General features: G+C 39.2%; 6 protein-coding genes. 1 reads left to right on the top strand and 5 read right to left on the bottom strand.

What is annotated here, in order from left to right; all coding sequences use genetic code 11:
* Nucleotides 1-56: 56 nt before the first annotated feature.
* From HCU67_RS08485 to HCU67_RS08475, 3 genes are read right to left on the bottom strand one after another with little or no spacing between them, the layout of a single operon-like run.
* A complete protein-coding gene (locus HCU67_RS08485) occupies nt 57-776 on the bottom strand; it encodes a M15 family metallopeptidase (protein ID WP_168552212.1) in 720 nt (239 codons plus the stop codon).
* Nucleotides 773-1,489: a carboxylesterase family protein gene (locus HCU67_RS08480; protein ID WP_168552211.1), complete on the bottom strand. Its 717-nt coding sequence runs from the start codon at nt 1,487-1,489 to the stop codon at nt 773-775. The genes HCU67_RS08485 and HCU67_RS08480 overlap by 4 nt, the downstream gene beginning before the upstream one ends.
* A gap of 1 nt (nt 1,490) precedes the next feature.
* Nucleotides 1,491-2,012 (bottom strand): 5' nucleotidase, NT5C type, encoded by a 522-nt coding sequence (locus HCU67_RS08475; RefSeq protein ID WP_168552210.1) that lies wholly within the window; start codon nt 2,010-2,012, stop codon nt 1,491-1,493.
* A 126-nt stretch (nt 2,013-2,138) separates the two neighbouring features.
* Here HCU67_RS08475 and HCU67_RS08470 point away from each other — a divergent pair, with 126 nt between their 5' ends.
* Nucleotides 2,139-2,795 (top strand): 4'-phosphopantetheinyl transferase family protein, encoded by a 657-nt coding sequence (locus HCU67_RS08470; RefSeq protein ID WP_168552209.1) that lies wholly within the window; start codon nt 2,139-2,141, stop codon nt 2,793-2,795.
* 15 nt (nt 2,796-2,810) lie between these two features.
* Here the strand turns inward: HCU67_RS08470 and HCU67_RS08465 are convergent, their stop codons facing one another.
* Both HCU67_RS08465 and HCU67_RS08460 read right to left on the bottom strand, forming a co-directional pair.
* Entirely contained in the window at nt 2,811-6,821 is a 4,011-nt protein-coding gene (locus HCU67_RS08465; RefSeq protein ID WP_168552208.1) for a non-ribosomal peptide synthetase, read from the bottom strand.
* A complete protein-coding gene (locus tag HCU67_RS08460; protein WP_168552207.1) occupies nt 6,818-13,489 on the bottom strand; it encodes a polyketide synthase in 6,672 nt (2,223 codons plus the stop codon). The genes HCU67_RS08465 and HCU67_RS08460 overlap by 4 nt, the downstream gene beginning before the upstream one ends.
* Nucleotides 13,490-13,767 lie beyond the last annotated feature (278 nt).

Genomic DNA, 13,767 nt, shown 5'->3' with positions numbered 1-13,767 from the left:
CACAGAATTTGATGCCGTTCTACAAGACACAACCAAAATAAAAAGCAATAGATACCTCATTTACAATCCCATTTAAAATTGGCAACTTTGTCTTTTGAACTACCCCGAAGGTTATAATGCCACCACTCGGTCCTTATACTCCAAAAACCATGTTTTTCCATTGTTTCTTTTAGCAATTTTCGATTTTCCAAAACCAATTCAGGCATATCCATATTGTCATGGTGCGCTTCCTTTCCAAAAAAATCAAAATCCGTTCCCATATTTAATTCTTCACCGCCAAATGTAACTAAGGTGATGTCAACCGCTCCTCCTTTGTTATGAATAGATCCTTTGACTGGATTGGCCACATACTGCGGATTAGGCATTATCTCCCACATTTTGAATTGCACAAAATTTGGTCTATAGCAATCAAAGAATTTTATTCGATAACTTAACTTTTTAAAATCCTCATTTGCTTTGAGCAATGCTTTTGCAGTTTTTACCCTAGTGTAACATTCTGCACAATCATATACTTGGGCTTTCAAAAAATTATTTTTTGAAGCATAGCGAAGTTCATAAGCAAAATCATCGCTATAGTCAGCCAATCGCACAAAAGTAGTATCTGACAAATTTTCCAATGGTATCAATTCTTTCGTTGAAGTAGAGGTCTTAATTGGTACTTCCATGCCTTCATTTTCCACCTCCTCCAATTGGTTTTGTATTGGTTTTAGATCTGAATCTTTGCCTTTACAGGAAAATAACAGTCCAATAACTAAAAAAGTACAGAGTAGTTTCATTGTGCCCGATTTTGTTGAAACATCCAATCGTAAAGTTCTGGAGTTTGATAGGCTTTGGTCCATGAATCATGACCTATCCCTTGGTACCTATCATACTTTACACTGTAACCCAGCTTTTTTAATTTTTTAACCATTAAATCTGATTCTTGAACAGGAATTACATTATCCTCTACACCGTGAAACACCCATATCGGCATTTTCTTGTCCAACCAATCTGCGTAAGGGGTTGGTGCCATACCGCAAACAACGGCAAGCGCGGCAAAAGTCTCTGGGTACTGAACTGCCATCTCCCATGCAGCACTACCGCCTCGACTCAAGCCTGTGAGATAAATACGATTGGGATCAACATTATTTTCTTTGATTATTTTATCCAAAAGTTGTTTTACCGCATGTACATTCCACCATTTTCTTTTATGTGGATTTTGTGGAGCTAAAACTAAGAAAGGGAAGGGATAACCATCAACCATCATTTTGGGAGGTCCATTTTTCTTTAATTCTTCAAGATTTTGACCTGATTCCCCTCCGCCATGTAAAAAGAGTAGTAAACCAAATGATTCGTGGTTTGATACTTCGTAGTCTTTGGGGTAATACAAATAGTAACTTAGAGTTTCTTTCGTGAATGTGGTTTCGCTACCTACAATAACTTTACTTTTTTGTGAGCAACCGACAAAAGCGAAATAAAAAAAGAAAACCAAAACATATTGAAATCGCATTTTAAAGCAATTTTTCAGCAATTTCCAACCAAGTAGAGGCCCTTTCAAATTCTTTGGTATTTACGTTATGAGGTGAAGTGAAGATTATTGAACGACCTGTAAACCTCTCTAAATGAAAAGGTCTATCATCAATCAGAACATCTCCCTTCAAAATATGTTTATGACCGCATAAGATACGATATCGCCAATCAATGAACGGAAAATGTTCGTCCAACCAATCTGATTTCTCTTTTAATGAATTGGGAAACTGCATTGCTGCAGAGGCAATATATACTTCGTTTTGGGCTGATAACTCCTTCAATATTTCTTGACTATTTTCCATAACCTTTAAGTTCTTAAAAAAGTCTTTCTGCCAAGCATGGTCTTTTACACTTTGTTGGTTTTCAACAGGAACACATTTCCAAAAATCCTTGCCATCTGCGTCTTTCTTCGTAAAACTGGTTCCAAATTCGGAGTTATAAATATCTATATGTGCTTGGTAGGTATCAGCGAGTACCTCATCCATATCAACGAAAATCGTCATGCTTTTTTTTAGCTAAGAACGGAAAAATTAAATGGAGCCAATTGGCATTAACCAAAAGATAACAGCAAATCATAAATCACCTGTCAGTGTTTGTGTAAGAACCATAAGAATAATACTTTGCCACAGATGATGATAGTGTTGTATACTTTTTTAGACCAAGAATTCCAAAATCCCTTGACACAAAAATTATCCAGTAATTTTCCCAAGGAATTCGTTAATCGCATCAATCGCTACAAAAGATGGCAAGATAGTCAAGCCTCAATCATAGGCCGTTTACTCTTAGCTAAAGGATGTGAACTACTCAAAATAGACTTTAAACAACATCAGGTAACTCTCGATAAATACGAAAAACCATTTCTAGAATCGAATGAACTTAACTTTAATATTTCCCATTCTAGTAGTATAGTTGTTTGTGCCATTTCAAAAACGATAGAGCTTGGCATTGATGTAGAACTTATTAAAGAAATTGAGATTGCAGATTTTCATGGGCAGATGACATCGAATGAATGGGAAACTGTTCATAATTCCGAAAACCCAAAACAAGCTTTTTTTGATTATTGGACGGAAAAAGAAGCTGTATTAAAGGCCCACGGCAAAGGATTAAATACTCCGTTAAAGTCATTCGAAATCAGGAATGGCAAAACTATTCTTGAAGGAAAATCTTTTTATTTATCAAAGATTCCCTTACACTCGGAGTACAGCTGTCATTTGGCAACTACCTCAAAGTTAGCAGGCACAACGGAAGTACAAGCTGTAGCGATGAACAAATTAATAACTGCTTGAAGGAAATAGTGTAAGCTAAACTTCCTTTACCCTCATGTCAATAACTTCTTGAATTAGACTGGCAGAAATTTTATCATATGGTGGTTTGAACATGTTTAAATGGGTGCCAGGCACATTGAAAACACTCACTCTTTCCTTTGATAAGCGGTCCCATCCCATATACATAGGGTCATGCATGTAGAACATTTTATCTTGTGCTTTGAACAAGTCTATTTTAAAGTCGGTTGGCTTTAATTGATAACGGTCAATTATTTGTTCGTTCATTTCATCCAGTTGCATGATTCGTTCAAACTCTGCTTGTTCCTCTTCGGTTCTATTTTTCCTACCAATAAAAGACTGTTCTATAACATACTCTCGTTTACGTTTTAGATACGATTTAAATTCACTCCAACCTTTAGTGATTTCCAAAATAACAGAAAGTTTTTTGCCAGCTTGATAGGACAAATTGGCCAACTTCTTTTTAAATGGACTGGAGTAATACATACTTGGGTGTACATAACTATCCAACATCGCCAGCGTTGTAATTTTCTTGCCCATACCGCTTAACTGTATTGCCATTTCATATATGATAACTCCACCAAAAGAATGGCCTAATAAGGCATACGGTCCTGTTGGATTATTCTTGATTAAAATATCAATGTAATGTGCGGCAATTTCTTCTACGGAATATTCAGATTCGTCTTTACCATGCAGGCCTAAACCTTGCAAACCAAAAATTGGTTGGTCTTTATCAAATTTTTCTATGAAGCTGTTGAATTTTCGAACATTAAGTCCGACCCCATGTACCAAATAAATTGGGTTTTTAGTTCCATGACCATGCAGTGCAACCAATCCCTCGTTTTGAGAAATACCTTCATCCTTATGATCTAAAAAATTCGATAGTTTTTCTATTGTTGAATATTCCATCAACATATTCAAAGAAAGCTTACGACCTGTTTCTTGTTCAAGTTTTGTCATTACTTGAATGGCTACCAAAGAGTGACCTCCGATTTCAAAAAAGTCATCATGAATACCGAAATCGTCGTTAAATAGCGCTTTTGACCAAATCTTTGCAACCATTTCTTGCGTTGGGGTTAAGGGTTCTGTCTTAACCTTTAAAGTTGGATTAATTGACTCTACAGAAATGGCCTTTCGATCAATTTTTCCACTTGGTGTTGTTGGAAATGATTCTAGAAAATGAAATTCCTGTGGAATCATAAACTTTGGTAATACCTTATTCAAAGCTTGACGAAGACTTGAAATCAAATCATTCGGAACCAATCGTTTTTGAGAAGGAATTAAATAAGCTTTCAAAATTCCATTTTCGGCTAGTACAACCGCAGACTTAATTTCTTCAAATACTAGAATGGCCTGTTCAATTTCGCCAAGTTCAATTCTCCTGCCCCGAATTTTAACTTGATTGTCAATACGGCCGAGACATTGTATTTCCTCATTATTGGTCAAAAGGCCTAAATCTCCCGTTTTATAAAGTCTTGTTAGCTTGTTGTCTATTTTAATGGAAATGAACTTCTCTGAAGTCAATTCGGGCCTATTCCAATAGCCTGTAGCAACACCTTGACCTGCAATTGCGATTTCACCTTTTGTTCCCTTTTGAACCGGGTTATTCGTTTCATCTAAAAGATAAACTTTTGTATTAGTTATTGGCTTACCTATTGCAATAACATCATCTTCCCTTTCTATTCTTTTTATGATGGAATAAATACATGTTTCGGTCGGTCCGTACATATTCCATAATTCATCACAACGATCCAATAATCTTAGTGCTAACTGCTTGCTCAATGCTTCACCACCACAAAACGCCTTTATGCCCAATGGTTCTTGCCATTTTGCATCCAGTAGCATTTGCCAAGTTGTAGGGGTAGCCTGTAAAATCGAGATATTTTCGTCCTTCAGTTTTTGAAGTAGAATTCGAGAATCCAAAACTGTTTCTTCATCTGCTATAACAATGGTTGCACCTTTGATTAATGGCAATAGAAGCTCTACATTGGCGATATCAAAAGAAATCGTGGTTATAGCCAATAGTCTATCGTTTTGGTCAAGACCTGGCTCTTGCCCTATGCTGATTAATAAATTGACCAAACTTCGATGGGAAACAGGTACGCCTTTTGGCCTTCCAGTGGATCCCGAAGTATATAGTAAATATGCCGGACTATCCAGTTCTATTTTTACATTGGGCAGAGCGGAACTTAAATTTTCGGTTTCCTTAATCGACTTTTCCAAATCAATAAAGGTTCCTGAGAAGCCCGCATGTTGCTTAGAATCATTTCCAATCAAGAATTGAGTACCAGAATCATCCAGCATTAAGGCCAACCGGTCTTTTGGGTATGAAGGGTCCATGGGTAAATAAGCAGCACCGCTTTTTAAAATTGCAAGCAAGGCAATCAACATTTCATTAGATCGAGAAACGCAAAGTCCAACAAAATCCCCTGGCTTTACCCCTTCAGAAACTAAGTAATTGGCCAGTTGATTCGCTTTTCTATTTAAAACCGCATAGGTCAATTCTTCACCATTGAACCCAATTGCTGTTTTGTCTGCGAATTCAAGAACTCGCTGTTCCAAAAGTTCATGAACTGCAAATGATGGAACTTCTGTATTGGTATCATTTAGAAATCGATAGTCATCTAAATTTGGTTTACCATTAAGTGTATGTATTTTGATTTCAGGATTTGCAACCAAAGTTCGAACCAGTTGTTCAAGGCTGCCCATCATTTTGCGAATCGTCTCCGCACGAAATAACTCTGTTAGATACGACCATTCGAAGATTAATTCCTTTTCAGAACCCCAGATATTTAAAAAGAGTTCAAAGGTTTCAAAATCCCTTGGATTACTTTTGAGTTCAAAATCCAATCCAGAGAAATTTACACCATCATCCATTCCCAATTCAATATTAAAAATCACGGGGACCAGAGGTATTCTGGATGGGTCTCTTGAAATACCTAATTTTTTAAGGAGATGACCAAAGCTTAATTGTTGATGCTCATAGGCATCAAAGAGTTCACCTCGCCTCTTTTTCAAATAGGCCGAAAAAGAAAGTTGCCCATCAATTTCAGAACGTAGTGGCAATAAATTGACACAATGGCCTACAAGTTCATTTTTTCCACTGTTAGATTGTCCTGCTGCTGGGAGTCCAACCACCAATTTGTCTTGGCCGGTCATTTGATATAAATACAACTCAAAAACTGCCAATAGTGTGGTAACAAAGCTGCACCCCAATGTTGTACCAAGTTGTTTCAAGGAAGTTGCCAACGATTCCTCCATTACGAAGTCCATTCGTTGACCCTTTGTTGTTCGCTGGGCAGGTCTTGAAAAATCAATCGGCAAATCCAGTTCGGGAATATCGTTTTTATACAAATTCAACCAGTACTTTTCAATTTCCTGGTATTCTGGTCTCGCCATTAGTTTTTGTTGTTCATCGGAGAATGACGCAAAACTTTCAGGTTTTTCCAGGCTCGGTAATCGTTCTTCTTGCCGAGCGGAATACAATTCTCCTAATTCGCGTAACATAACACCAACAGACCAACCGTCACAAACAATATGGTGTGCTGTTATGACCAATTGAAACTTATTGTCAGAAAGTTTTAATAGCCCCATTTTTAAAAGGGGGCCTTTCATTAAATCAAATACATGATTTACATGATGTTTTAGATACTGTTGCGTCTTTTCTATTTGTTCAGAAGCCTGTAATTTTTCAAAATCAAGGAACTCATAATCAAAGTCATTTTCTTTTAAGACACACATAAACCTGCCATCGGCACTAAAAACGGAACGTAAAGATTCATGTCTTTGAATAAGTTCACGTAAAGCCTTTTGCAGGTTTATTTGATTGACCCGGCCTGAAAAAATAAGTGAGATGGATTCATTATATGCCTTATTGCCACCTTCGCCACCTAATTGACAAGCGGTCCAAATCTCTTGTTGTTCTTGGGTAATCGGTATAACACGAACAAGTTGTCTCCCTTTTGGATTCATGTAGCGCACCTCTTTATCCTTACCCGTTTGCCCATTTTGCTTTTCAGTGGATTTCATAGTGCAATTTTTACATACTCACCGTTTTCACCATCCTTCGCGACAAACCAAGCAGGATTTCCATACTCATCCATCCTTAGGGTGGCATTAGGTACTGGTGGTTTGTTTAGTTCTTCTGTCAATACTGGTTCTTCAGTGCACTGAATCAATTCCCCATCGGGATGAAATATACCTGCTGCTACCATTTCATCAACACCTTCGATAATAGTATAGTAGAGCATTTTCACATCTGCTTCGGTATACGCTTCTGTCAAGAAACATGGGAAACCTTCCATGATATGAATGCCTTTTTCCTTTAATAACACAAAAAGTAATTCTGAATATGGAATCTCTTCTTTGAATTTCATCCGCCATAACGAACTAAAATGGCAAACTTCAATCGGAAGTTTCCGTTCTATGAAAGCAATATTTAAATCTTTGGCAAGGCCTTCGGTCATTGTATTGAGACGTTCTTGCAATTGAGGTCCTTCTTCCTTCATATGCAATAAAGAAGCTTTGGCAGCCGCCAAGGCCAATGGATGTCTCACAAATGTTCCTGCAAAATAAGTTACTCCTACTTCTGGGAAAGAATCATCTCCAAATTTCCAATAGCCTCCATCAAGGGCATCCATGAATTTCTTAGAACCTAATATTGCACCAACAGATAAACCACCACCAATCACCTTACCATAGGTGGCCAAATCAGCCTTAACACCGGATATATGTTGATAGCCCGCTGGATGGCATCTAAAACCAGTAATTACCTCATCAAAAATTAAGGCAGTTCCTGATTTTTGGGTCACCTCGCGTACTTTTTTCAAGAATTCCACTGGTTGAAATTCAGGTCTACGACTTTGCACAGGTTCAACCAAAACAGCTGCTAACTCATCAGCCCGTTCTTTTATTATCCGCAGACTTTCCTCAGTACCATAATCAAGGACCAACATGTTCTGGACCGCTTCAGGCATTATTCCTGCAGCTGCCGGAAATGTCTTTAACCGCTTTGAACCTCGTACCAGGCCTTCATCATTTATTCCATGATATGAACCGGTAAAGGCGACAATTAATGAACGTGCAGTTATGGTTCTGGCAATACGCATTGCCCCTAATACTGCCTCAGAACCTGTGTTGCATAAGGCTGCCCTTTCATGGCCTGTAAAATCACATAACAATTGTGAAACCTCCCCGGCCAACGGATGTTGCGGCCCGACTTCAAAACCAAGGTCTATCTGTTTTTTAAGTGCCTCTTTTATAAAATCAGGTTGATGCCCGAATAAACAAGAACCAAAACCATTTAAGGCATCTAAGTATTCGTTATTATCTAAATCCCACATACGGTTGCCCGATGATTTCTTGATTACCAAGGGATAAACCAATTCTTTTGTCAATGGTTTAAAACCAGAAACTACCCGAGGGTCGGACATATGGGCCCTGTTATCTTGCGTATTCTGTTTGCTGGTTTTGGTCTTTTTTGTGTAACGTGTTATCAAATCATCCAAAAAAGCACGTTGACTTGCCCCTACCTCCTTAGTCTGCTTTTCGATTTTAGGTGAAGCTCCAAAAGGTTTTTCATGTTGTTTTCGCTCCTCTTTTGTCAACTCATCAGCTTTGGTTTCAGAGGTTTTTGGTTGTATTATTTGAGCAGCAGGCTGAACCGAAGTATTTTGAGGGGTACCGTAACTGGTAGTTGAAGCGTTGCCCTGCAAAACAGCCAGTTGTTGACCTAATAACTGAAGTTGTTGCCCAATAAGATTAAGGGCAGTGTTTTGGTCCCCAGCAGGCATATTCATCTGTGGAATATTGGTCTGCAATGGATTGTATACTGGTGGAATTATATTGTCTTGCTCTTGAGCCATTACGTCAGCTGGTAAAACAGTATCTAAATGCTTAGCTAAGGCTTTAGGAGTATTCAAATCTTCATTAAGCTGCCTGAAGGTTATTGGTTGTTTGAATTCACGCTTTAAGGTCAAGGCAAATTGGGTCAAAATAAGCGAGTCGAGACCTAATTCAACAAAACTTAGCGCTTTGTCGGAAGCCTCAATTTCTATACCTGAAGCATCAACAATTAAATCAGCTATATTTTCTAGTATCGTTGTTTCCCTCATTTGTTTGGGTTTGCTTTTGGGAGTAGTGGTCAAGTTTCCATTTGACAATGGATTGGCACTATTGGTTTGTATTGGTTTTTGAATGATTTGCGTTTCAACCGGGTCAGTCCAACATGGTTTTTTGTCAAAAGCGTAAGACGGTAGCCTTAATTTCAAACGGGTCTGCCCTTTAAAATAGGAATCCCAATTCGGTTCAATTCCATTTGCCCATAAGCTTCCGAGTGCCATTAATAATACTTGATGGTCTTCAAGTTTTCCGTTGGGCCTGGGTAAACTTTGTAGGGTTGTTGCTGTTCTACCTTTTTTAGACTGTCTGGCAAGGGTAATAAGGGTATTACCAGGTCCCACTTCCAGCAAAACAGACGTTTCCGCTTCTAATAAAGTAGCTGCCGCTGCAGCAAAGTTCACGGTTGCCCTTAGGTGGTCACACCAATAATCTGAACTGGTAGCCTCTTCGGAACTAAGTTTTTTACCTGTTACCGTTGAAATAATTGGTATTGTTGGTTCCTTCAATTCAATATGCTCCACCTCTTTTTTAAAGGCGGCCAGAACAGGATCCATCATCCGTGAATGAAAAGCATGACTGGTAAAAAGTAAGGTGTTCGGTATTTCTTGTGCTTCTAAAACTTGGGCAAAAGCCTTAATATCTTCATCCGCGCCCGAGGCCACACAAAGTCGTTCTGAATTTACGGCGGCAACATCAAGGGTATCTGGCAATAGTTCGTTCAATTTTTCATGCGAAACGCGAACGGATAGCATGCTACCACCTGGCAACTCACTAACCATTCGACCTCTTTCTGAAATTAAGTGCAATGCATCTTTTAATTCGAATACGCCTGATAGATGGGCAGCAACAAACTCTCCAATACTATGACCGCAAAGTTTTGTTGGTTGTACGCCCCAACTCATCCAAAGTTTGGCCAACGCATATTCCGTTACAAATAACGCAGGCTGGGTGTAACGGGTATCCTTAAGTTTGGCTTCGGCTTTTTTATCCGATTTGTCGGCGAAGATAATTGACCGAATATCACAATCAATTTCTTCTACTAAAAGTTTTGCACACTGGTCGATAGCATCTTTGTAAACAGCTTCAGTGTCGTACAATGATTTACCCATTTCGAGATATTGGGCACCTTGTCCTGGAAAAAGAAAAACCATTTCATCAGGAACAGTCTGAATGGAATTCGACTTTACTTTATTGGTTTCATTGTTCTCAAGGGCATTCTTAAAATCGTCTGCATTTGAAACAACAGCAAATTTTCGATGTCTAAAGTTCTCTCGTGTTCGTAACAATGATGCACTAACATCTGATACGGATATGTTGGAATTTCTTTCAAAATAATCGCTCAACCTTTCACCGTACGATTCTAAACTCGCTTTTGATTTGGCAGACCAAGGCAGTAGTTCAAAAGGTCTACCAGTAGTTGGTACTGCATCCTGATTTTCGTACGATTCAATCACAACGTGCACATTGGTTCCACCGACACCTAGCGAACTGATTCCCGCCCTAAGCGGTTCATCTGATTGCCATTCTGTTAAGCTATCGTTTACCTTAAAAGGGCTATTCTCAAAATCAATTAGGGGATTCGGTACTTTGAATCCCAAAGAAGGTGGCAATTGTTTGTGCTTCATGGCCAAAACCGCCTTTATAAGACCAGCTGCTCCGGCGGCGGATGTCAAATGCCCCATATTACTTTTTATGGAACCTATGCGACAATATCCTTTTTCACTCTGTGGTCCGAAAGCCATTTTTAGGCCTTCCATCTCTATGGGGTCACCTACAGGTGTTGCAGTGCCATGGGCCTCAATATAGCTTATGGTTGAAGGAGAAACGTTCGCATCGGTAAGTGCACGCTTTATGGCATCTGCCTGAAATTCTGCACTGGGCGCTAAAAAACTTCCTTTTCGAGCCCCATCGTTATTGACCCCTACACCTTTGACAACGGCATAAATATAATCTCCATCGGCAATCGCACTTTCTAAATTTTTAAGCAGAACAACACATGCACCGTCACTGAACATGGTACCCTTGCCTTCCGCATCAAAGGTTCTACAATGCCCATCAGAGCTCAACATTGAGCCTTCTTGGTACAAATGACCACTATTTATTGGGGCCGTAACACTTGAAGCACCTGCCAAAGCAACATCACATTGCCCATTTCGTATGGCTTGAGTTGCCTCGGAAACGGCCAATAGCGAAGTTGAACAAGCCGAATGTACACTAACCGCTGGACCATTTAAATTTAAATGGTAAGCAGTTCTAGTCGCGATATAGTCTTTTTCATTTACTGTATTTGCCTGCAAGTACCCAACCTTTTCCAAAAGGTCGGTATTGGGCAAAACATTGTTTCGATAATACGTATTTGTCCCGACGCCAGCATAAACGCCAACGGTTCCGTCATAGTGTTTTGGTAAATGACCGGTTTCTTCAAGTACTTCCCAGGCTATTTCAAGAAAAAGACGTTGTTGGGGGTCCATAGCTTTAGCCAAGGTGGGGTTTAAACCAAAAAAGGCAGCATCAAATTCTTTTGCTGAAGGAACTACTCCACGCGCAGCAACATACATGGGGTCTTTACGTAGTTGTTCTGGAATGCTTTTATCCAATTCGGCCTCACTAAAAAATGTAATTGTTTCCTTTCCATTTTTAAGAATATCCCACAACTCATCAATGTTTTCAGCCCCTGGAAAACGACCCGCCATACCGATTATGGCAACATCATGTGACGCTATGCGTTCCTCCTGGGAATTGAAATAAGATTTCGATTCTTCGGTATTTCCTCCTGAGATGAATCGTGATAAATCACGAATAGTTGGGTATTGGAACAGTTTTGTTACGGGCACTTCATGCTGAAGTACATCCCTGATTTTTAACACTGTCTTTTGTGCCATTAATGATGTTCCACCAAGCTCAAAAAAGTTGTCGTCAATTCCAATTTCTGGTAAGGGCAGAACTTGAAGCCAAATTCCCAATACTTGCTTTTCTATTTTATTGGTAGGCTTGATTAATGGTTCTAAATATTCAGGACGCTCGAATTTTGGCTCGGGTAATAGCTTTCTATCTATTTTTCCACTTGGGGTTTTCAGAAATTCATTGACCCTAACGTAGAATGAAGGAACCATATAGGTCGGAAGCGCTTTGCGCACTGCCTCACGAAACTGAGATGTTTCTTCGGTTGGCATGTCATGCTCCAAATAAGCCACCAATTGGGGTTCCGTGGTCAAGGTGTTATTCAACACAACAATTGACTTTTTTACACCTGGAAACTTATCCAAAACAGCCTCAATCTCTCCTAGTTCAATCCGATGGCCCCTAAGTTTAATTTGTTGGTCAATCCTTCCCAAACATTGAATTTCTCCATTGGAAAGTAGCTTACCCAAGTCGCCTGTTTTATAAAGGACGGCTCCCTTTTCAGGTTCGAAAGTATTTTTTACAAACTTTTCTTTGGTGAGTTCAGGACGATTCCAATATCCCCGGGCTGTACCGTGACCAGCAATTACAATTTCCCCAATCTCTCCTTCTGGCATTAAATCACCATTTTCAGGGTTGGTAATGTAAATGAGGGTATTGGCAATTGAATTGCCAACGGTTATAATTTCGTCATCAATGCTTAACTTTTTACCAGAAGACCATATGGTAGTTTCAGTCGGCCCATACATATTCCAGACGGCTCCACATCTTTCACAAAGTGTATCAGCCAGCTTTTTGGTAATGGGTTCACCACCCGTTATTGCGGTTAACGAAAGTTTTTCATTCCAACCGTTGTCCAAAATAAGCTGCCAACGGGTTGGCGTTGCTTGCATAAAACTGATGCCTTGGTTTTTAATGACCTCTAAAAGCTTTTTATTGTCAGCAACCGTGGCATCATCGGCCATGTACACCGTAGCTCCTGCCAACAGTGGGGCAAATAATTCAACACCACACATATCAAAAGAGAAGATGTTAAGGGCCAATGCTTTGTCTTCAGGTTGTATTCCAGGAGCCTCGACCATACTGCGTAGAATATTCACCAAATTCTTATGAGATATGGGGACTCCTTTAGGTTTTCCGGTAGAACCAGACGTATAAATCATATATACCAATGCCCCAACATCAACCTTTACCTCGGGCGGGTTACTTGAAGATTCACCTATTGAATCCAAGATTTCCTCTAAATAAAGTTTAGTGGATTTCGTTTGAAAAACGACACTCCGTTCTTTAGTGGTTATTAAAAATTTTGCCTCTGAATCCTCTAACATAAAAGAAAGGCGCACTTTTGGATTTGCAGCGTCCAAGGGAACAAAAGCAGCACCACATTTCATCAAGGCAAAATAGGTGACCAGCACATTGGTAGACCGTGGAATGGAAACCGCTATTAAATCATTGGGTCCAATTCCCTTGTCTCGAAGACAATTTGCCAGTCTATTTGTTAAGTCATCAAATTCTTGGTAGGTAAGCCTTCCAAAACTATCTTCTAGGGCAATATTCTTAGGAAATGATTTTGCAACTTCAGATACTGCATCGTGTAAAGTTCTATTCGGATAGGACTTGAAATTTGAGTTGACGGTCTGGTATTGATCAACAATTTTCTTGTGAAATGAACTCATCGGGTCGGGGTGGCTAGTTTTATACATTCAATAAAAGAACAGAATGCGTGATTCAGGGATTTCAAAAGCAAATAATACTGCTTTATACCTTATTTCACTTATCCATTTAATCTTTTTAATTTGAATTTGTTCATTACTTGTGTTCTTTAGTTAAAATTAACACAAAGCAAAAGTTCACAAACAGAAAATCTACCAAGTCACCGAAGAAATCGTTGAATTTAACCCGCTGATTTTGTGCTATTGGACATAAAAAACCTAGCTTACCAAAAAAACCAACT

Source organism: Croceivirga thetidis (assembly GCF_012272815.1).
Classification (GTDB): domain Bacteria; phylum Bacteroidota; class Bacteroidia; order Flavobacteriales; family Flavobacteriaceae; genus Croceivirga; species Croceivirga thetidis.
Note: the sequence above shows the minus strand (reverse complement) of the source record. Positions and strands in the feature narration are given on the sequence as shown.